Source organism: Cypionkella sp. TWP1-2-1b2 (assembly GCF_049896245.1).
GTDB lineage: Bacteria > Pseudomonadota > Alphaproteobacteria > Rhodobacterales > Rhodobacteraceae > Cypionkella.
This window is the reverse complement of record NZ_JAFCTX010000025.1, coordinates 24,140-45,394: the sequence shown is the minus strand read 5'-3', so window position 1 is coordinate 45,394 and position 21,255 is coordinate 24,140. Positions and strand designations below refer to the sequence as shown.

The following is a 21,255-nucleotide window of genomic DNA, read 5'->3' as shown; positions in this document are numbered from 1 at the left end:
TATCTCGTTTCCCAACAAGATTTCACCCGACCCGGTCGCAGTCAGGCTCAGACACTCTGATCTCAGGTCTCAGAAATCCAGCCCCAGATCCAGCGCCCGCGCTGAATGGGTCAACGCCCCGACCGAGATATAATCAACCCCCGTCGCCGCAACTTCCGCAATCCGGGACAGCGCCATATTGCCCGAGGCTTCCGTCACCAACCGCCCCGCCACCATCTCAACCGCTTGCCACAGCGTGGGCGTGTCCATATTGTCCAACAGCACCACATCCGCGCCGCCAAGCGCCAACACCTCGGCCAGTTGCGCCAGCGTATCGACCTCGATCTCCACCTTCATCATATGTGAAACCGCCGCCCGCGCCGCCGTCAGCACCGCGCTAATCCCGCCCGCCGCCGCAATGTGGTTGTCCTTGATCAGGATAGAATCCGACAGCCCGAAGCGGTGGTTAAACCCACCGCCATGCAGCACGGCGGCCTTTTCCACCATCCGCAGCCCCGGCGTGGTCTTGCGGGTGCAGGTGATGCGGGTGGCGGTGCCTGCCGCCTGCGCCACAAAGGCGGCGGTGAGCGTGGCGATACCCGAAAGCCGCCCGGCAAAATTCAGCGCAACCCGCTCGCCCGACAGGATCGAGGCCGCAGCGCCCTCAATCTCCATCAGCAGATCACCCGGCGCGCAGGTGCTGCCATCCGCGCGGTGCAAAGTCACCACCAGCGCCGGGTCCACCAGCCGAAACGCAATCGTCGCCAGCTGCATCCCCGACACCACCCCCGCTTCACGCGCGTTCAGGCGGGCCCGGTAGCGCGTGCTGGCCGGAATCACCGCGCGGCTTGTGATATCGCCGTTCGGGCCAAGATCTTCGATCAGCGCCGCCCGCACCAAAGGTTCCAGCAGCAGATCGGGCATCGGGGCAAATCCGGTCATTCTAAAGCCTCCGATATGGTTTGCCGCAGCGCCAACGCCTCGGCCAAGGTCAGGCGGCTTGGTCGCGCCAATGCAGGGTTGGCCACAGGAAAATCACTGCGGCAATGCGCCCCCCGCGATTCTTCGCGCAGCAGGGCGGCGGCGGCAATCAGCGTGGCGGTGGCGGTCATGTTCAGCACATTCGCGTCACCCAAAGCCTGCGCTTCCAGCACAGCGATCCGGCGCAGCGCGGTTTTCAATCCGGCCGCATCGCGCACCACGCCGACATGTTCCGTCATCAGTTGCCGCAGTTGCGCAATCAGATCAGGGTCGGGCCGCCGTCCACCGCGGACCAGTGGCAAGACCACCAACGGCGCCACCGCATCCCCCGATCGTTGCCCAAATCGGTCCTGCGCAATGTCCTGCGCCACGCGGCGACCATAAACCAAAGCCTCCAGCAAGCCATTCGAGGCCAGCCGGTTCGCGCCATGTAGCCCCGTCGCGCTGGCTTCACCGCAAGCCCAAAGCCCCGCCAGACTGCTGCGCCCTGTGCTGGAAACCGCAATGCCGCCCATATGGTAATGCGCAGCGGCGGCCACCGGAATAGGCTGCGTCACCGGATCAATCCCACCCCGCTGGCAGGCCGCGACGACAGCGGGAAAGCGGTCCACAATTTCGGCCCCAATCGCGGCGCGGGTATCCAGCATCGGGCGGCGTCCGGCTTGGGTTTCGGCAAAGATCGCGCGGGCGACGATATCGCGCGGCGCAAGTTCGGCATCGCGATGCACCGCCTGCATGAACCGCACGCCATCGCGATTGATCAGCGTAGCACCTTCACCCCGCAACGCCTCGGTCGCCAAAGGGGCCGGGTCTTCGCCTACATCAATCGCGGTCGGATGAAACTGCACGAACTCGGCATCGGCAATCACCGCGCCCGCCCGCGCCGCCATGCCGATCACCTGCCCCCGGATGCGCGGCGGATTGGTGGTCAGCGCATAGAGCCCACCCGAGCCACCGCCCGCCAGCAGCACCGCCGCCCCGCGCAGCATGACCGGAGCGCCACCACCGTCCGCAGCAGCCACCGCCACGCCCGTCACCCGGCCCGCCTGCACCTGCAAGCCCTCCGCCATCACGCCTTCCAGCACCTGCACCGAGGGCGTGCGCGCCACTTCGGCAATCAGCGCCGCCATGATCTCGCGCCCGGCCTGATCACCACGCACCCGCACCACCCGCGCCAAGCCATGCGCTGCCTCTCGTGACAGCACATAGCCGCCCTGCGCATCGCGATCAAACGGCGTCCCCAGTGCGGTCAGTTCCAGAATATGCGCCCGTGCCTCGGCGGTGACACTTGCGGCCACCTCGGCATCCACCGTGCCCGCCCCGGCGCGCACAGTATCCGCCGCATGAGCCGCAGGACTGTCCCCCGCAGCCATCGCCGCCGCAATTCCGCCCTGCGCCCAAGCCGAACTCGCCCCCTGCCCCAAAGCCTCGGGTGAGATCATCACCACCGGATGCGGCGCAAGATGCAGCGCGGCATAAAGCGCGCCCAGACCAGCGCCAACAATGATCACGCGCCCAGTCTCGACAACAGGCATGTCCATCGGGTCAGGCCGCAGCCCGGCTGATGTCGATCATCCGCTGCACCGCGACCCTTGCCCGAGCGGAAATCTCTGGGTCAACCAGCACCTCTCCCGTCATGCTGTGCAGCGCATAAAGGATCTTCTCCAGCGTAATCATTTTCATATAGGGGCACATGTTGCAGGGCTTGGCGAACTCCACCTCGGGCAATTCATCCGCGATATTGGCGGCCATCGAACATTCCGTCACCAGCATCGCGCGGGCAGGTTTGTGTTGATGCACCCAGTCAATGATGCCCTTGGTCGATCCGGTGAAATCCGCCTCCGCCACCACTTCAGGGGTACATTCGGGATGCGCGATGATCTTCACATCCGGGTCAAATTCGCGATAGGCGCGCAGATCAGCGGCGGTGTAAAGTTCATGCACGATGCACGAGCCTTCCCACCAAACCACCCGCTTATGCGTCAGCGCCGCCACGTTGCGCGCAAGATATTGATCCGGCGTCATGATCACCGTGTCGCCCTCCATCGCGTTGACGATCTGCAAGGCATTGGCCGAGGTACAGCACACATCCGACGCCGCCTTCACCGCAGCCGTGGTGTTGACATAAGACACCACCGCAGCCCCCGGATACATCGCCCGCATTTCCGCCACACCATCCACCGTGATCGATTCCGCCAGCGAACAGCCCGCCGCCATATCCGGCATCAGCACGATCTTGCTGGGGTTCATGATCTTCGAGGTTTCCGCCATGAAATGCACACCGCATTGCACGATCACATCAGCCTCAACTTCACTCGCCTTGATCGCCAGTTGCAGGCTGTCGCCGACGAAATCCGCCGCGCCATGATAAATCTCGGGCGTCATGTAGTTATGACCCAAAATCACCGCATTGCGTTCCGCTTTCAGCCGATTGATCGCAATCACATAGGGCGCAAACATCGCCCAATCGGCCAAAGGCACGACGCGCGCCATCCGCGCGTAGATCGCGCGCGTCGCTTCGGCGGCGGCCATAGAAGGGGAAAGATCATAATGCGCCGCAAGCTCGGCGCGCTGGTCAAAAAGAGTGGGCAAGCTGGCGTTCCCGTACTTGGCTGCAAGACTGAACCCGTTTGGGTGCAAGGCTGGCTATAATAGCTTTTGCGGATGACGCAAACCCTTCACAAAGCGACGTTTTTGACCTTTTGGTGAAAGACTAGGCTTCGCAGCCCAGCATCGCCGTATTTCCGCAGGGTTGTAAGGGGCTCTGGCGAAAAAACCGCCGGGCCTTGTCTTGCAGAGGTCGTCATTCGAGAACGCCATCTCAGGGTCGATCAGCCCGAGGCGTTAACCCTCAGCCGATTTCATCGGCTAAGAAAGCCGCCCTTCGCCGTAAGGGTCGCGCAACCGTCGTCACGATGCGCCACATCGACGATATCGAAACTTGGCCGACGTGCGCAGAAACCGTCATGGCCCCACTGCGCGACCATACACTGCGGGCTTTGCACAGCGCGCTGCCCGAATGGCCATTGATCTTGGCACCGATGGCCGAGGCCCCGCGCGGGGCAGCAAAGAATCCATCCCCGCCTCCCAGCAGGTGCCGACCCGAATGTCCCGCAAGAATGTTCACGGTTATGCGGGCGATGGGGCACTGCCCTCCGACCGTCTGGATGGGCTGCCGTCGCCCCGATCTCATACTTCGTTCGCTTCAGTTCCGAGGAGCGTTCTTCTTGTCCAGAAAGGCCCGAACGCCAATCAAGGCCTCGGGCCCCTCCCAGATGTCGGCCAGACGCCGGATGCTGTCGTCGATCACGTCGGCGTCAATCCGGGGCCCAAGCGCGCGGGCGAGCGCCTTGGCAGCGGCCACTGCACCCGGAGCGGTGGAGAGATAGGGCGTGACCTCGGCCTCCACTGCGGCATCAAGGCCGTCGGTATCGACCACTGTGGTAACGATGCCGAAGGTTGCGGCTTCCTCTGCGCCAAACATACGGGCCGACATGAAAACGCGCCGCGCGTGACCTTCGCCGATGCGGGCCAGAACGTAGGGGCCGATGGTGGCGGGGATGATGCCCAGCCGGGTTTCTGAGAAACAGAACTTCGTGCCGCGCGCCGCCACGACCACGTCACAAACACAGGCCATGCCGATCCCACCGCCAAACGCACCGCCATGCAACCGACCGATCAGCGGAACCGGCATCGTGTTCAGCGCCTGCAACATCTCGGCCAGCTTGCGGGCTTCGCGCAGGCGCTGCGGGCGGTCGGCCTCGATCTGCGCTTGCATCCAGACCAGATCGCCACCTGCGCAGAAGATCGCGCCCGCGCCTGAAAGCACCACGGCGCGGGCTTGATCCAGCGTGCGGACAAACTCGGTCAGCTCGGCGATCATCGTCGCAGACAGTACGTTGCGGCGTTCCGGGGTGTTCAGCGTGACATACACCACGCCGCGCGGATCGGTGCGGGTGTCGAGCGTTTGCCAGCTCATGCGGGCCTCCTCAGGCTTTGGGCAAAGGCGGTTGCATCGGCCAGTCGGTCAAGGTCCAACCCGGTATCAAAGCCGCGGCTGTCCAGCATCGCCGCCACCGCTTCGGTGGCGACATTGCCTTTGGCACCGGGCGCGTAGGGGCACCTCCCCAGACCGCCGACCGAACTGTCAAACACCCGAAGCCCCCGGTCAAGACTGACCGCGATGTTCAAAAGTGCCTGGCCGCGCGTGTCGTGGTAATGCCCGGAAAGGCGGCTGGCAGGAACGGATTGCAGCACCGCATCCAGCATCCGCGCAATCCCGTCGGGCTTAGCTGCGCCCAAAGTATCGCCAAGGCTGATCTGGTAGCAGCCCATCTGAAAAAGCGCCTCGGCCACCTCGGCCACGGCATCGGGCGCAATTGGCCCGTCATAGGGGCAATCTGTCACGCAAGACACATAGCCCCGGACCGGAATCATCGCGGTGCGGGCGCTGAGTAGCACGGGCTGGAAACGCTCAAGGCTTTCCCGGATCGAGCAGTTGATATTCTTTTGCGAAAACCCTTCCGAGGCCGAGGCGAACACCGCCACTTCGTCGGCGCGGGCGGTGATTGCGCGGGCGTAACCTTGAAGGTTGGGCGTGAGCGCTGCGTAACAGACGCCGGGTTTTCGGGTGATGCCTGCCATGACCTCGGCGGCGTCGGCCATCTGTGGCACCCATTTCGGGCTGACAAAGCTGGTGACTTCGATATGGCAGAAGCCGCAGTCGGAAAGCAGATTGACCAGCTTGATCTTGTCGGCGGTCCCGATCAGCCGCGCTTCGTTCTGCAAGCCGTCGCGCGGGCCCATTTCGTAAAGCGTGACCGGATCAGCCATCTTCGGCCTCCATCCTTACCAAAACGGTGCCGTCGCTGACCTGATCGCCTTCCGCCACCAGAACCTCGGCCACGATACCATCGCGGGGGGCGGTCAAGATATGCTCCATTTTCATCGCTTCAATAAAGATCAGCGCATCGCCTTTGGTCACCCGAGCGCCCGCGCTGGTTCGCAGCGCGGCCACAAGGCCCGGCATCGGCGCAAGGATAGTATCGCCACCTGCAGCATCGTGCTCGCCAGCCAACAGGGGGTCAATCCGGGTGAAATCGTGCTTCCGGCCTGACAGGAACAGGCTGATCCGGTCCGGGGTTGCGACAAAATGCGCGGTGGATTGCAGGCCGTCACAGCTGAAGCGAAGCGCGCCGTCGCGATGGTCAAGCAGGGTGAGCGTGGTGTCGTACCCGGCTCCGGTGACGTGGAACTGCCGGGGGTCAAGATGGATGACACGCAACGCAAGCGGGCCATCCTTATGGTCCAGCGCGACAAAGCTTTCAGCGGCGGACCAACCGCGCCAGCCGGTCAGTCGATCCCAAGGATCGGCTGCTTGGGGAGGGTCGAGCAGGTTCAGCGCGGCAAGGGCCGCCAGTGCCGGGGCAGCGGCGGGCAGCGGGGCGGCGGCGATCAACTGATCCAGATCGCGGGCGATCAGGCCGGTATCGACATCACCGGCGCGGAACCCGTCATGCCGCGAGAGTGCGGCGAGGAACTCCAGATTGGTGGTCGATCCGGCGATCCGGCAGTGCTCCAGTGTCGTGGACAACAGGTTCCGCGCCGCAGTACGGTCCGGCCCGTGGACCACCACCTTGGCGATCATCGGATCATACCAAGGCGAAATCTCGTCGCCTTGACGGACGCCGCTGTCGATGCGCACCGCACCGCGCCTGAATTCAACGCCCTCCGGGAAAGACAGGTGCTCCAGCGTGCCGGTCGCGGGCAGAAAGCCCTTTTCCACATCTTCGGCATAGATCCGGGCCTCAAAGGCCCAGCCGTCGATCCGAAGATCCTGCTGTCGGAACGGCAGCGGTTCACCTGCGGCGATGCGCAGTTGCAACTCAACAAAATCCAGCCCGGTGATCGCCTCCGACACCGGATGCTCGACCTGAAGCCGTGTGTTCATCTCCATGAACCAGAACCCGTCGGGCCGCAGCGGGCCAGAGCCGTCAACGATGAATTCGACGGTGCCGGCACCTTGATAGCCAATCGCCCGCGCAGCCTCGACCGCAGCCTTGCCCATCGCGGCGCGCACCTCGGCAGGCATACCGGGCGCTGGGGCTTCCTCGATCACCTTCTGGTGGCGGCGCTGCAGGCTGCAATCGCGCTCGAACAGATGCACGACATGGCCCTGGGTGTCGCCAAAGACCTGAATCTCGATGTGGCGGGGCTGGGTGATGTATTTCTCAACCAGACAGGCAGGATCGCCAAAGCTGCTGCGGGCCTCGCGCTGGGCACTTTCCAGCGCTTGAGCAAAATCGCCGGGGTCGGTGACAAGCCGCATCCCCTTGCCACCGCCGCCAGCCCGCGCTTTGATCAGCACCGGGTAGCCGATGGCGGCAGCCTCGGCGGCAAGATGCGCCGGGTCCTGACTTTCGCCATGATAGCCCGGCACCACCGGCACCCCGGCTTTGATCATCAGCGCCTTGGCGGCATCCTTCAGGCCCATGGCCCGAATGGCGCTGGCGGGGGGGCCGATAAACCCCAGACCCGCCGCCTGAACCGCTTCGACAAAGCCGGGATTTTCCGACAAAAAACCATAGCCGGAATGGATCGCCTCGGCCCCGGTGCGCAGCGCTGCCGCGATGATCGCATCGCCTTTCAGATAGCTTTCGGCGACGGCAGCGGCACCAATCCGCACCGCCCCATCGGCCATCGCCACATGTTTGCTGGCGGCGTCGGCATCGGAATATACGGCGACGGTGGCGATGCCCATGCGGCGGGCGGTGGCGATGACGCGGCAGGCAATTTCGCCTCGGTTGGCAATCAGAATCTTGCGGAACATCGGCTTGCCTCACATGCGAAACACGCCGAAGCGCGTCTCTGGGGTCGGAGCGTTCAGGGCAGCCGACAGCGACAGCGCCAGCACCTGCCTCGTGCGGCGCGGGTCGATGATGCCATCGTCCCAAAGCCGGGCCGTCGCGTAAAGCGGATGCGACTGGCGCTCAAACATCTCGACCGTCGGGCGCTTGAACGCGGCCTCGTCTTCGGTCGACCAACTGCCGCCCTTGCGCTCGGTTGCGTCGCGGCGGACCGTGGCCAAGACGCCCGCCGCCTGTTCGCCACCCATCACCGAGATGCGGCTGTTGGGCCAGGTCCATAGAAAGCGCGGGCCATAAGCGCGGCCACACATGCCGTAATTGCCCGCCCCGAAGGAGCCACCGACGAATAGCGTGATCTTGGGCACCTGGCTGGTGGCCACCGCTGTCATCAGCTTGGCACCATCCTTGGCGATGCCGCGGTTTTCTGCCGTTCGCCCTACCATGAAGCCCGAAATATTCTGCAGGAAAACCAAGGGGATCTTGCGCTGCGAGCAAAGCTCGACGAAATGCGTGGCTTTTAGGGCGGCTTCCGAAAAGATCACCCCGTTGTTGCCGATGATGCCGACGGCGTCCCCATCACATGCGCAAAGCCGCAGACAATGGTGGTGCCGTAGCGCGGTTTGAACTCGTCAAAGCGCGAGCCGTCCACCGTGCGGGCGATCACTTCACGAATGTCATAGGGGGTTTTCACCTCAGCCGGGACCACGCCCATCACTTCGGCGGGGTCGTAAAGCGGCTCTTCCGACGATTGCAGCACCAGTTGCGGCGACTTTTGGCGGTTCAGGTTAGCGACCGCGCGGCGGGCAAGCGCCAGCGCGTGCAGATCGTCCTGCGCCAGAAGGTCGGCCACGCCGGAAAGCCGGGTGTGAACGCCGCCGCCGCCAAGGTCTTCGGCGCTGACCACCTCGCCCGTGGCGGCCTTAACCAAAGGTGGGCCGGCGAGAAAGATCGTGCCCTGACCCTGCACGATAATGGTGATATCCGACATCGCGGGCACATAGGCACCGCCAGCGGTACACGACCCCATCACGACGGCGATTTGTGCGATGCCCTGCGCCGACATATTGGCTTGATTGAAGAAGATGCGGCCAAAATGGTCGCGGTCGGGGAACACCTCATCTTGATTGGGCAGGTTGGCACCACCAGAATCCACAAGGTAGACGCAGGGCAGTCGGTTTTCGGTGGCAATTTCCTGCGCCCGCAGATGCTTCTTCACCGTCATCGGATAGTAGGTGCCACCCTTTACGGTAGCGTCATTGCAGATGATCATCACTTCTTGGCCCTCGACGCGACCAATCCCGGCGATCAGCCCCGCCGAGGGGATGGCACTGTCATATAGCCCGTGCGCAGCGAACAGGCCAATCTCGAGAAACGGCGCGCCTGCGTCGAGCAGGCGGTCGATGCGTTCGCGCGGCAACAGCTTGCCGCGGCTTTGGTGCAGATCGCGCGCTTTGTCGCCGCCTCCGGCAAGCGCCAGCCCTGCCGCCGCCCGCACAGTCTCAAGTGCTGCCATATTTGCCGCAAGGTTCGCGCGGAACGCCGCACTGCGCGGCGAGATATTGGTGGTCAGGACTGTCATACGACCATCGCCCCCATCAATTCGCGCCCGATCAACATGCGGCGAATTTCCGAGGTGCCCGCGCCGATCTCCATCAGCTTGGCATCGCGGAAGATCCGGCTGACCGGGGTTTCGTTCATAAACCCCGCCCCGCCCATGGCTTGCACCGCCTGATGCGCGACCTCCATCGCCGCTTCCGAGGCATAGAGCACGCAGGCGGCGGCGTCCTGCCGGGTGACGGTGCCCCGATCACAGGCGCGAGCCACCTCATAGACATAGGCACGGGCCGAGTTCAGTTTGGTGTACATATCGGCGATCTTGGCCTGCATCAGTTGGAAATGACCGATGCTTTGGCCGAACTGCTTGCGGCTGACCATATAGGGCATGATCTCATCCAGACAGGCGGCCATGATGCCGGTGCCGATGCCCGACAGCACCACGCGTTCGTAATCCAGACCTGACATCAGCACAAGCAAGCCCTTGCCCTCAGCCCCAAGCAGGTTTTCGGCGGGCACCTCGACATTGTCAAAGATCAGCTCGGCAGTGTTTGACCCCCGCATCCCCAGCTTGTCAAAATGCGGCGAGGTGCTGAAGCCCTGCATGGTGTTTTCGACGATGAAGGCGGTCATGCCCTTTGATCCGGCAGCGGGGTCGGTCTTGGCATAGACCACCAGCACATCGGCGTCGGGGCCGTTGGTGATCCAGTATTTCGTGCCGTTCAGCACATAGTGGTCGCCCTTCCGATCCGCCCGCAGCTTCATGGATACAACGTCCGACCCAGCATCTGCCTCCGACATCGCCAGCGCCCCGACATTGGCCCCCGAGACCAGTTTCGGCAGGTATTTCTGCCGCTGCACCGCCGTACCGTTCAGCCTGATCTGGTTGACGCAAAGGTTGGAATGCGCGCCATAACTTAGGGCAACCGAGGCCGATGCGCGGGCGATTTCCTCGACCGCGACGACATGCGCCAGATACCCCATGCCAGCGCCGCCATAGGCTTCGGGCACCGTGATGCCCAACAAGCCAAGATTGCCCATCTCTGCCCAAAGCTCGGCGGGAAAGACGTTAAGCTTGTCCACCTCGGCGGCAATCGGCTTCACCCGCTCTTGCGCCCAACGGTGCACCATGTCGCGAAGTGCTGCCACCTCATCGCCCAGATCGAACTGCATTGATGCCAGAAACATGCCGCTCCCCCTATTCCGCAGCCATTGCCACGGGACTATTGCCTTGCAATGTGGCGCGCAGATCCTGCCGCCGCGCCATCTGTTTCTGATAGGACGCTTGCTTGACCGGACCGTAGCCGCGGATTTCCAACGGCAAGGACAGCAGATCGCGCACCAAGTGCAGCGTGTCAGCGGTCAGCACCTGCTCGGCCAGTGTCAGATCATCTTCATACTGCGTGATCAAATCGCGCTCCAGCTTGCGGTCATTGCTGTGCGCGAAAGAGTCCGCCCAAGTGCCGCGCAGGAATTTCAACCGCGAAAGCAGGCCAAGCACGGGCAGAATCCATGTGCCGAATTCGCGCTTTTTGGGCCGCCCATCCGAGGCCTTGCCAGACAGGATCGGCGGGGCGAGGTTCAGCGACAGGCGATAAGAGCCAGAGAACTCGGCCTCAAGCCCGGCGCGGAAGCCGGGCAGGCTGTAAAGCCGCGCCACCTCGTATTCGTCCTTGTAGGCCAGCACTTTGGCGTAACTCTGGGCCACCACAAGGGTCAGGTCATTAACGCCTACACGTTCGGGCCGGGCGGCAGCAGCGATCCGGGCCACACCGTCGAGATAACGCTGGGCAAGGCCCGCGTTCTGGTAAGCCCGCAGGTGATCGGCGCGGCTTGCCATCAGCGCGTCAAGCGGCAGGGTGTCAGGCGCGGGCATCTCCGCCCCAATGCCTGCCAGACGGGCCACCTTTGCCGAGTCATTCGCCAGCAAGCGGCCCCAGTTGAACGCCTCGGTGTTGGGCTTGATGGCCGTGCCGTTCAACCGGATGGCTTCAAAGATCGAGGCGTTGGTCAGCGGCACCATCCCGGACTGCCAAGCATAGCCCAGCAGCATCAGGTTCGCCCCAATCGCGTCGCCGGTTAGTCGTATGGCCAGATCCGAGAAGTTCAGGAAATACCGCGCCGAGCGCACCGCCCCCGCCACGCAGGCCTCCGACCGGGCTTCCTTGAAGTCAAAGTCACGCTGGCGAATGAAATCCGACACCGGGGTGATGTGGGTGTTCAGCACGGCCTGCGTCCGCTCAGGGCTGCACAACAGGATGCAGTCTTTTGACGAAGCCACCACGGAATCCGCGCCGAGCAAAACATCGACCGACCCTGCTGCGATGCGGGGCGCGGCAATGGGGCGGTCGGGGCGCGAGATGCGGACATGGCTCATCACCGCGCCGCCTTTCTGCGCCAGCCCCGCCGTGTCCAGCACCATCGGGATTTTGCCCTCGACATGGGCGGCCATGCCCAGAATGGCACTGATGGTCAGCACCCCGGTGCCCCCAACACCAGCAAGCGCAAGGTTCCAAGCCCGCTCGATCTGCGGCAGCGCCGGGTCGGGCAGCGCGGAAACATCCGCCCCGCCTTGGGCTTGGTTTTTGCGCAACGCCCCGCCGCGCACGGTGACAAAAGACGGGCAAAACCCCTTGAGACAGGAGTAATCCTTGTTGCAGGCCGATTGGTTGATCCGGCGCTTGCGGCCCAGATCGGTCTCCAGCGGCTCAATCGCGATGCAATTCGACTGCACCGAACAATCGCCACAACCTTCGCAAACCACAGGATTGATCCAAAGCCGCATATCGGGGTCCACCGCCGTGCCCCGCTTACGCCTGCGGCGCAGTTCGGCAGCGCAGGTCTGCTCGAACACAATCACAGTGACGCCGGGCACCTCACGCAAGGCCAGCATCACCGCGTCGATGTCGTCGCGGTGGCGGATTTCGGTGCCGGGGGCAAGGTCTGCGGCGCGGTAAGCTTCGGGATGGTCGGACATCAGCACGATCTTCGCCACGCGCTCGTGATAGACCTGATGGGTGATCTGTTCGGGTGTCAGTTCACCATCAATCGGCTGACCCCCGGTCATCGCCACGGCATCGTTGACCAGAATCTTGTAGGTCAGATTGACCCCTGCCGCGACCGACTGCCGGATCGCCAGATGACCCGAGTGGAAATAAGTGCCATCGCCGATATTGACGAACCGGTGCTTCTCATCGGTAAAGCGGCTGATCGCCGTCCATGCCACACCCTCGCCGCCCATCTGGCTGAAGGTTTCGGTGCGCCGGTCCATCCATTGCGCCATGAAATGACAGCCGATCCCGGCCATTGCCTTCGATCCTTCAGGCACCCGGGTCGAAGTGTTGTGCGGGCATCCGGCGCAATAATGCGGCAGACGCAAGACCGGGGGAATATGGGCCTCGGCCCGCGCCTCGATCCGATGCAGATCTTCGACGCGGGCGCGCAGCCGGGTGGCGAGATCACCGGGCAGATCAAGCCGCAGCAGCCGTTCTGCAATCGCACCCGCCACGCGGCCCACGCTCAGCCCTGCAGACAGGCTAAGGAACGGCTTGCCCGCCTCATCAAACTTGCCGACGATGCGGGGCCGCACATCGGTGCGCCAGTTGAACAACTGCTGTTTGATCTGGTTCTCAATGATCTCGCGGCGTTCCTCGACGATCAGCACCTCCTCCAGACCCTGCGAGAAGGCGCGGATGCCTTCAGGCTCCAGCGGCCATGGCATGCGCACCTTGTAAAGACGTAGCCCGATCAGCGCTTGCTCCGGCGCACCAAGCCCCAGTTCCGCCAAAGCTTGCCGCACATCCTCATAGGCCTTGCCCGAGGCGACGATGCCAAAGCGGGCGCGGGCGTGGTCGATGATCAGGCGATCAACGCCATTGGCGCGCGCAAAAGCGATGGCGGCATAGCCCTTGTGCTCTTGCAGCCGCTCGTCCTGCACCAATGGCGGATCGGGCCAGCGCAGGTTCAGCCCGTCAGGCGGCAATTCAAAATCGGTGGGCAGCACGAACTGCCGCGCCTCTTGTGCCAGATCGACGACGGAAGTGATCTCGACGGTCTCGGAGATCACCTTGAAGCCGACCCAGCAGCCGGAATAGCGCGACATGGCGATGCCGAGCAGACCCATCTCCAGAAACTCATGCACCGAAGACGGGTAAAGCATCGGCATCAGCGCCGAGATGAAGGCGTGGTCCGATTGATGCGGGATCGAAGACGATTTGCAGGTGTGATCGTCGCCCGCAATCGCCAACACCCCGCCATGTCGCGCCGACCCCGCCGCATTGGCGTGCTTGAAGACATCGCCCGAGCGGTCAACCCCCGGCCCCTTGCCATACCAGATGCCAAGCACGCCATCCTTGCGGGCACCCGGCGACAGCTGCAACTGCTGGCTACCCCAAACGGCAGTTGCGGCCAGATCCTCGTTCAAGCCCGGCTGGAACACCACGTCATGGCGGTCCAGAAACTTGCGGGCCTTGACCAGTTGCTGATCATACCCGCCCAAAGGCGAGCCGCGATAGCCCGAGATGAATCCCGCCGTGTTCAGCCCGCTGCTGCGATCCCGGCGCATCTGGGTCATCGGCAGCCGGACCAAAGCCTGTGTCCCGGTCAGCAAGACCGAACCGCTTTCCGCCGTGTACTTGTCGTCCAGCGAGATGGCCATGTGCATCCTCCCGACGCGGCTTGGTCCTTCTGGCAGCACTCTAGCCTAGGTTGCGCGAAACAAGGTCGCTATTGCTGGCCTTGTTGACGGCCATCTTGCAACATTGTACCACTTATGCGCCACTTAGGGGCAGGTTGTTTTGAGTCCTGCACGGATTTCAGTTCATTTGGCATGAAGGGTAAACCATGCTGCTGGACGATTCGGATCGACGTATCCTGAAGGCGCTGCAAGAGCGGCCCGACCTGACGCTGCGGGAATTGGGAGAGGCCAGCGGCCTCAGCCACTCACCCTGTTGGCGGCGGCTGCAACGGCTTCAGGCGGCGGGGGCGATCAGTGCCAAACGCTTCATCGTCGATCCCGAGGCCATCGGGTTCGAGATCCTGGTGTTTTGCTTTGTGAAGATATCGCATCACCAACGCGACAGGCTCAAAGCCTTCGAAGAGGCTGTGGCGAAAGTTCCCGAGATCATGCAATGCTACTCGCTCAGCGGCGAATATGACTATGTGCTACAGGTGATCGCGACCAGCGTTCGGGAGTATGAGGCGACGGTCAAGAATGCACTTGTCGAACTGCCAAACGTGCAGTCGATCAACACCAGCTTCACGCTGAAGCGGGTCAAGAACAGCCTGAACGTGCCGCTCTAAGGCGCATTTGCCTATGCTCAAACCGCCAGACATGTGGCGACGCCCCCGAACAACTTGTCGCGGGCGATCTGGCCTCGTTGCAAGTATCGATTGCGTTGATTCGATTCCATTTTACCTTTGGTTGTGCCGTCGCTGCCTCCGGGACTGTACTGCGCGGACGAAATTGACCGAACCGCCTCTCTTGACGCAGCCTCGTCGCCTGTCTAGAAAACTTTCACTGTCGGGGGAGTCCTGCCTAAAGGACTGAGAGGCTGATAGTGGGGCGAACAGCAATGTTTGGCCTGCGGTGAAGCGACCCTTTGAACCTGACCCAGTTGATACTGGCGTAGGAAGCACAAGCGGTCGCCACTTCGTCAGTTTTCGACGGGGCACCACCATACGGGGGCAATCCCGGCTTCTTTCCCTTTACCACGGGTCATCAACGCAAAGAGGCTTTGATGAACCAGTCCAACCAAATCCCGCAAACCAGCGCCGCGGCGCTGCCCTCTGTCACCACCGGCCCACTGCCGGGCTCAACCAAGATTTACGTGTCGGGCACAATCCATCCTGATCTGTTGGTGCCAATGCGCCAGATCGCCGTCCACCCTTCTGCCGGAGAGCCGCCGCTGACGGTCTATGACCCCTCCGGTCCCTATACCGATCCGGCGATCACCACCGATATCGCCCAAGGTCTGGCCCCATTGCGCGCCACATGGCTGACCGCGCGCGGCGACTGCGCGGCATATGCGCCCCGTGTCGTGCAGCCCGCCGACAACGGCTTTGCCACCGGCGAGCGGCTGGTGCCAAGCTTCCCCCAAACCCGCCAGCCCCTGCGCGCCCGCGATGGCAAAGCCGTCACCCAACTCGCCTATGCCCGCGCTGGGATCATCACGGCAGAGATGGAATATGTCGCGATCCGCGAAAATCTGGGCCGCACCACCCCGACGGGCAGCCCCCGCGATGGCGAAGATTTTGGCGCGGCGATCCCCGACCATGTCACGCCCGAATTCGTGCGGCAGGAGATTGCGGCAGGTCGCGCGATCATCCCCGCAAACATCAACCACCCCGAACTGGAGCCTATGATCATTGGCCGCAACTTCGCGGTCAAGATCAACGCCAACATGGGCACCAGCGCTGTCACCTCGTCGATGGCAGAGGAGGTTGACAAGATGGTCTGGTCGATCCGCTGGGGTGCCGATACGGTGATGGATCTCTCGACCGGGCGCAACATCCACAACACCCGCGAATGGATACTGCGCAATGCGCCGGTGCCGATTGGAACGGTGCCGTTGTATCAGGCGCTGGAAAAGGTCGATGGCGTGGCCGAAAACCTGACTTGGGAAATTTACCGCGACACGCTGATCGAACAGGCCGAGCAGGGCGTGGATTACTTCACCATCCACGCCGGGGTGCGGCTGCGCTACATCCCCTTGACCGCCAACCGGGTGACCGGGATCGTCAGCCGTGGCGGCTCGATCATGGCCAAGTGGTGCCTGCATCACCACCGCGAAAGCTTCCTTTACACCCATTTCGACGAAATCTGCGACATCATGCGGGCCTATGATGTCAGCTTCAGCCTTGGCGATGGCCTGCGCCCCGGTTCGGTCGCGGATGCCAACGATGCCGCCCAGTTTGCCGAATTGGAAACGCTGGGCGAGTTGACCCAAATCGCTTGGGCAAAAGACTGTCAGGTGATGATCGAAGGACCGGGCCATGTGGCGATGCACAAGATCAAGGCCAATATGGACAAGCAACTGGCCACCTGCGGCGAAGCCCCGTTTTATACCCTAGGGCCGCTGACCACCGATATTGCTCCCGGTTATGACCATATCACTTCTGCCATCGGGGCGGCGATGATCGGTTGGTTCGGCACCGCGATGCTGTGCTATGTCACGCCCAAGGAACATCTGGGCCTGCCCGACCGCGCCGATGTGAAGCTGGGAGTGATCACCTACAAGATCGCCGCCCATGCTGCTGACCTCGCCAAGGGTCTGCCGGGGGCGCAGGCGCGCGATGATGCGCTGTCCCGTGCCCGGTTTGAATTCCGCTGGGAGGATCAGTTCAACCTCTCGCTCGACCCCGATACCGCCCGCAGTTTCCATGACGAGACCCTGCCGAAAGAGGCGCACAAAACCGCACATTTCTGTTCGATGTGCGGGCCGAAGTTCTGCTCGATGCGGATCAGTCATGACATCCGCGCCGAAGCGCAGAAAGAAGGTATGGCCGCGATGGCCCTGAAATTCCGCGAGAAGGGCGAGGTCTATCTGCCCGCCGCAGAGGTATCGGAATGATCACCATTCTGGGGGCCGGGGTTGCGGGGCTCTGCGTCGCAACCACTTTGGCTGAACGCGGCTTGCAGGTTCAGGTGGTAGACAACGGCCCCGCCGATGGCGGTGCAAGCTGGCTGGCGGGGGGCATGCTTGCGCCCTACGTCGAGGGCGAAACGGCCGCGCCCGAGGTGGCGCGGCTGGGGGCCAGCGCTGCCGATTGGTGGGCGGCGCGGGTGCCGGGCGTGATGCGGCGCGGCTCACTGGTGGTGGCCCCGGCACGCGACCGCGCCGAGCTTGAGCGTTTTGCCGCCCGCACCACCGGGCACAGACGGCTGGATACCGAGGCGACCGCCACGCTGGAACCCGACCTCGCCGGACGTTTTACCTCTGCGCTGTTCTATGCCGACGAGGCGCACCTTGATCCGCGTACGGCTTTGCGGGCGCTGGCCGACGGCCTACGACAGCGCGGCGTTGCAATCCGCAGCAACACCCGGCTTGACCCCGAACAGGCCGATATCGACTGCCGGGGCATCGCTGCCCGCGCTGATTTACCCGGCCTGCGGGCGGTGCGCGGCGAAATGCTGATGCTGCACTGTCCCTCTGTGACGCTCACCCGCCCCATCCGCCTGCTGCACCCGCGCTTCCCGGTCTATGTCGTGCCGCGCGGCCACGGGCTTTACATGATCGGCGCTACCATGCTGGAAAGCGACGATCCCGGCCCGATCACCCTGCGCTCTGCCATGGAACTGATGTCAGCCGCTTTCACCCTGCATCCGGGCTTTGCCGAGGCCGCCATCGTCGAGACCGGCAGCGGCCTGCGCCCCGCCTTTGCCGACAATGTGCCGCGCATCGTCAAGCTGGGCGGGCGCTGGCATCTGAACGGGCTTTATCGCCACGGCTTTCTGACCGCACCTGCACTTGCCGAACAACTGGCCGACCAATTCGCCCTTGCAACACAGGAGACAGCCCTTGCGCATTGAGTTAAACGGAAGCCAACACGACATCAGCGCGGCCACTCTGGCCGAGGCTTTGACCGAACTTGGCTATGGGGCTGCTGCCCTCGCCACCGCTTTGAACGGCGCTTTCATCGCTGCCCCCTCCCGCGCCACAACACCACTGCACGACGGCGACCGGGTCGAGGTGCTGGCCCCGATGCAGGGGGGCTAACATGCGGCTGTACGACATCGACATTCCATCGCGCCTGCTGCTGGGCACCGCACAATACCCCTCGCCGCAGGTGCTGACCGACGCCATCGCGGCCTCTGGCTGCGACGTCATCACCGTATCGCTGCGGCGAGAGGCGGCGCGGGGGGCAACCGCTGGCTCGGGTTTCTGGTCGCTGCTGCAAGCCAGCGGCGCGCGGCTATTGCCCAACACCGCAGGCTGCCACTCGGCCCGCGAAGCCGTCATCACAGCCCAGATGGCGCGTGAGGTGTTCGGCACCAACTGGATCAAACTAGAGGTGATCGGCCATGCCGACACGTTGCAACCCGACCCCTTTGCGCTGGTCGAAGCCGCGCAGACCTTATGTGCCGACGGGTTTCAAGTATTCCCCTACACCACCGAAGATCTGATCGTCGCCGAGCGCTTGCTGGACGCAGGCTGCAAGGTGCTGATGCCCTGGGGTGCCCCCATCGGCTCAGGGCAGGGGCTGCGCCATGCCGAGGCTCTGGCCTCGATGCGGCGGTACTTTCCGCAGGTGCCGCTGATCATTGATGCAGGCCTTGGCGCGCCCAGTCAGGCGGCGCGAGCGCTGGAGATGGGGTTTGACGCGGTTCTGCTCAACACCGCCATCGCCAAGGCGGGCGATCCGGTGGCGATGGCGCGCGCCTTCGGGCAAGCGGTAGAAGCCGGACGGATCGCCTATCAGGCCGGTTTGATGCCGCCGCGCGATATGGCAGTGCCGTCAACCCCCGTGCTGGGCATGGCCGATCTGAACCTCGCCAATCTGAACATGGGGGGCCGATCATGATCCTGCCGCGCTTTTATCCGGTGCTGCCTGATGCCGATTGGGTGGGCCGCGTGGTCGCCCAAGGCGCAAGGCTGGTTCAGTTGCGCTTCAAGGGCAATGCGGCGGATATTCCGCATCAGATCGCCGCAGCCCAAGCCGCCTGCCAGCGTCACGCTGCGCAGCTGGTGGTCAACGACCATTGGCGCGCGGCATTGCTGGCCGGGGCGGATTTCATTCATCTGGGGCAAGAGGATCTCGACAGTGCCGATCTGCCCGCAATCGCCCGCGCCGGGCTGCGGTTGGGCATTTCCACCCATGACCACGCCGAACTTGATCGGGCTTTGGCGCTGCACCCGGCCTATATCGCCCTCGGCCCGATCTACCCGACCACGCTCAAACAGATGAAATGGCAGCCGCAGGGGTTAAAAAAGCTGGCACTCTGGAAGACAAGGATCGCCGCGATCCCACTGGTCGCCATCGGTGGCCTGACCCCAGAACGCCTGCCCGCCGTTTTTGCCGCCGGGGCCGATGTGGCTGCGGTTGTCACTGACCTTGTGACCGCCACCGACCCAGACGCACGCATCCGGCTTTGGCTGCAAACGACCCAGCCCGAAAGGCCAACGCCATGAACCGCTACATCCGCCAGATTCAGCTGCCGGGGGTGGGGCTGTCCGGGCAAGAAAAACTTGCCAATGCGCGAGTGCTGGTGGTGGGGGCTGGCGGTCTGGGCTGCACGGTGATCCCGGCGCTGGCGGGGGCAGGGGTCGGCCAACTGACCCTCATCGACCCCGATCTGATCGAGTTGACCAACCTGCATCGGCAAACGCTTTACACCATGGCCGACATCGGCATGCCCAAGGCCACAGCCGCCGCCCGTCGCGTGCAAGCACTGAATTCTGACTGCCGGCCCACCCCGCTCGTCGCCCGGCTGGACCCGGCCAACGCACCAAAGCTGATCGCGTCCGCTGATGTGATCGTCGATGCCGCCGACAGCTTTGCCGTCACCTATATTTTGTCGGACCTGTGCCTTGCCGCAGGTAAATCGCTGATCTCGGCCTCGGTCATCGGCCAATCCGGCTATGCGGGCGGGTTTTGTGGCTCGGCCCCCAGCTACCGCGCCGTGTTTCCCGACTTGCCAACACAGGCGGCAAGCTGTGCGACAGCGGGTGTTCTGGGGCCGGTGGTTGCCACATTGGCGGCGGTGCAGGCGCAGATGGTTCTGGCCCAGCTTATCGGATTGCAACCAAGCCCGCTGGGCCGCGTCGTCACACTTGATCTGTCCAGCTGGCGTCTGGGCGGTTTCAGCTTTACCGGGGCCGCCGAGTCACCCGGCTTTGGCTTTATCGCCGCGTCACAAATCAGCCCCAATGACACGGTGGTCGATCTGCGCCCCGCAGGCAGCGTGCAACCCCTACCCGATACGCAAACACTTGCCGCCGCCGATCTTGCCGACTGGCCGATCCCGCCCGGCCGGGTGGTGCTGTGCTGCTCCTCGGGCCTGCGGGCGTGGCGGTGCGCGCAAGTTCTGGCCGCGCGTGGTGCCACTTCACTTGCCCTGCTCGCAGACGGCCAATGACGGTTCTGCTGATTGCCGGGCTGGACAGCTCCACCGGGGCCGGGTTGGCCCGCGATCTAGCGGTGCTCGCCGATTTTGGCGTGACGGCGCGACTGGCCGCAACCGCCGTTACGGCGCAGGACGCCGGGGGCGGATGCTGCGTGCATCCAATGCCTGCTGCCATGGTTGCGGCCCAGATCCGCGCCGCAGGCCCGGTGCTGGCAGCCAAACTTGGCATGCTGGTCAATGCCGATATTGTCGCCGCCATCGCCGATACCTTGCCCGACCTGCCGTTCGTGCTGGACCCGGTTCTGGCGACCAGCGCCGGGGCCGAGCTGCTGGATGCCGCCGGACGCGCCGCGATGATTGCCCGGCTGATCCCGCGCGCAGCGCTGGTGACCCCGAACTTGCCGGAAGCGGCCATCCTGACTGGCCTGACCGCCGATGCACCGCTGCAAGACCTTGCCACAGCTTTCTTTGTGATGGGTGCAAAGGCGGTGCTGCTGAAGGGGGGCCATGCCGATGGGCCCGAGGCGGTCGATTGGTTACATCGCCCGAATCACCTGCCTCTGCGGTTCGCCGCGCCGCGAAAACCGGGCACGCGGCGTGGCACCGGCTGCACTTTGGCCACAGCGATCGCCGCCCAACTGGCGCTTGGAAAGGATCTGATCAAGGCCTGCGATCACGCAAAGCGGTATCTAAGTGCATGGTGGTGATCAGAGACCGGCCCACAGTCGAACTTTGCGGCACAACTCATGTCCGAGGCGTGACAGCCGCTTTCCTCGCCGATTGCAAGCCACGCCAATGGTTTTGGCGGTG

Annotated in this window: 16 protein-coding genes and 1 pseudogene; 8 read left to right on the top strand and 9 right to left on the bottom strand. The window is 63.7% G+C overall.

The window, feature by feature from the left end; genetic code table 11:
* Positions 1–69: 69 nt before the first annotated feature.
* From nadC to ACP7AP_RS16090, 9 genes and pseudogenes are all read right to left on the bottom strand, one after another.
* Positions 70–921 (bottom strand): carboxylating nicotinate-nucleotide diphosphorylase, encoded by an 852-nt coding sequence (gene nadC / locus ACP7AP_RS16130; protein WP_426035588.1) that lies wholly within the window; start codon positions 919–921, stop codon positions 70–72.
* Positions 918–2,495, bottom strand: a complete 1,578-nt coding sequence (locus ACP7AP_RS16125; protein ID WP_426035627.1) for an L-aspartate oxidase — start codon at positions 2,493–2,495, stop codon at positions 918–920. Before ACP7AP_RS16125 ends, nadC begins: the two co-directional genes overlap by 4 nt.
* 10 nt (positions 2,496–2,505) lie before the next feature.
* A complete protein-coding gene (nadA, locus tag ACP7AP_RS16120; RefSeq protein WP_426035625.1) occupies positions 2,506–3,492 on the bottom strand; it encodes a quinolinate synthase NadA in 987 nt (328 codons plus the stop codon).
* Positions 3,493–4,165: 673 nt separating this feature from the next.
* Entirely contained in the window at positions 4,166–4,939 is a 774-nt protein-coding gene (locus ACP7AP_RS16115) for a crotonase/enoyl-CoA hydratase family protein (RefSeq protein ID WP_426035586.1), read from the bottom strand.
* Positions 4,936–5,793, bottom strand: a complete 858-nt coding sequence (locus tag ACP7AP_RS16110) for a hydroxymethylglutaryl-CoA lyase (RefSeq protein ID WP_426035584.1) — start codon at positions 5,791–5,793, stop codon at positions 4,936–4,938. The genes ACP7AP_RS16115 and ACP7AP_RS16110 overlap by 4 nt, the downstream gene beginning before the upstream one ends.
* Positions 5,786–7,789: an acetyl/propionyl/methylcrotonyl-CoA carboxylase subunit alpha gene (locus ACP7AP_RS16105; protein ID WP_426035582.1), complete on the bottom strand. Its 2,004-nt coding sequence runs from the start codon at positions 7,787–7,789 to the stop codon at positions 5,786–5,788. The genes ACP7AP_RS16110 and ACP7AP_RS16105 overlap by 8 nt, the downstream gene beginning before the upstream one ends.
* Positions 7,790–7,798: 9 nt before the next feature.
* Positions 7,799–9,405, bottom strand: a pseudogene (locus ACP7AP_RS16100) (carboxyl transferase domain-containing protein).
* Positions 9,402–10,568: an isovaleryl-CoA dehydrogenase gene (locus tag ACP7AP_RS16095; RefSeq protein WP_426035580.1), complete on the bottom strand. Its 1,167-nt coding sequence runs from the start codon at positions 10,566–10,568 to the stop codon at positions 9,402–9,404. The pseudogene ACP7AP_RS16100 and the gene ACP7AP_RS16095 overlap by 4 nt, the downstream one beginning before the upstream one ends.
* 10 nt (positions 10,569–10,578) lie before the next feature.
* A complete protein-coding gene (locus tag ACP7AP_RS16090; RefSeq protein ID WP_426035578.1) occupies positions 10,579–14,037 on the bottom strand; it encodes an indolepyruvate ferredoxin oxidoreductase family protein in 3,459 nt (1,152 codons plus the stop codon).
* A 185-nt stretch (positions 14,038–14,222) separates the two neighbouring features.
* Between ACP7AP_RS16090 and ACP7AP_RS16085 the strand changes: the two genes are divergently transcribed.
* The 8 genes from ACP7AP_RS16085 to ACP7AP_RS16050 all read left to right on the top strand — a co-directional run bounded on the left by ACP7AP_RS16085 (position 14,223) and on the right by ACP7AP_RS16050 (position 21,152).
* Positions 14,223–14,681: an Lrp/AsnC family transcriptional regulator gene (locus ACP7AP_RS16085; RefSeq protein WP_426035576.1), complete on the top strand. Its 459-nt coding sequence runs from the start codon at positions 14,223–14,225 to the stop codon at positions 14,679–14,681.
* A gap of 437 nt (positions 14,682–15,118) precedes the next feature.
* Entirely contained in the window at positions 15,119–16,951 is a 1,833-nt protein-coding gene (gene thiC / locus ACP7AP_RS16080; RefSeq protein ID WP_426035574.1) for a phosphomethylpyrimidine synthase ThiC, read from the top strand.
* Positions 16,948–17,910: an FAD-dependent oxidoreductase gene (locus ACP7AP_RS16075; RefSeq protein WP_426035572.1), complete on the top strand. Its 963-nt coding sequence runs from the start codon at positions 16,948–16,950 to the stop codon at positions 17,908–17,910. Before thiC ends, ACP7AP_RS16075 begins: the two co-directional genes overlap by 4 nt.
* On the top strand, positions 17,900–18,097 hold the full coding sequence (gene thiS, locus ACP7AP_RS16070) for a sulfur carrier protein ThiS (RefSeq protein WP_426035570.1): 198 nt from the start codon (positions 17,900–17,902) through the stop codon (positions 18,095–18,097). The genes ACP7AP_RS16075 and thiS overlap by 11 nt, the downstream gene beginning before the upstream one ends.
* 1 nt (position 18,098) lies before the next feature.
* Positions 18,099–18,902 (top strand): thiazole synthase, encoded by an 804-nt coding sequence (locus ACP7AP_RS16065; RefSeq protein WP_426035568.1) that lies wholly within the window; start codon positions 18,099–18,101, stop codon positions 18,900–18,902.
* Positions 18,899–19,510 carry a thiamine phosphate synthase gene (locus ACP7AP_RS16060; RefSeq protein ID WP_426035566.1) on the top strand — a complete coding sequence of 204 codons (612 nt, stop codon included), beginning with the start codon at positions 18,899–18,901 and terminating at the stop codon, positions 19,508–19,510. The genes ACP7AP_RS16065 and ACP7AP_RS16060 overlap by 4 nt, the downstream gene beginning before the upstream one ends.
* Positions 19,507–20,457, top strand: a complete 951-nt coding sequence (locus tag ACP7AP_RS16055) for a ThiF family adenylyltransferase (protein WP_426035564.1) — start codon at positions 19,507–19,509, stop codon at positions 20,455–20,457. Before ACP7AP_RS16060 ends, ACP7AP_RS16055 begins: the two co-directional genes overlap by 4 nt.
* Positions 20,454–21,152, top strand: a complete 699-nt coding sequence (locus ACP7AP_RS16050; RefSeq protein WP_426035562.1) for a hydroxymethylpyrimidine/phosphomethylpyrimidine kinase — start codon at positions 20,454–20,456, stop codon at positions 21,150–21,152. Before ACP7AP_RS16055 ends, ACP7AP_RS16050 begins: the two co-directional genes overlap by 4 nt.
* The last annotated feature ends 103 nt before the right edge of the window (positions 21,153–21,255 follow it).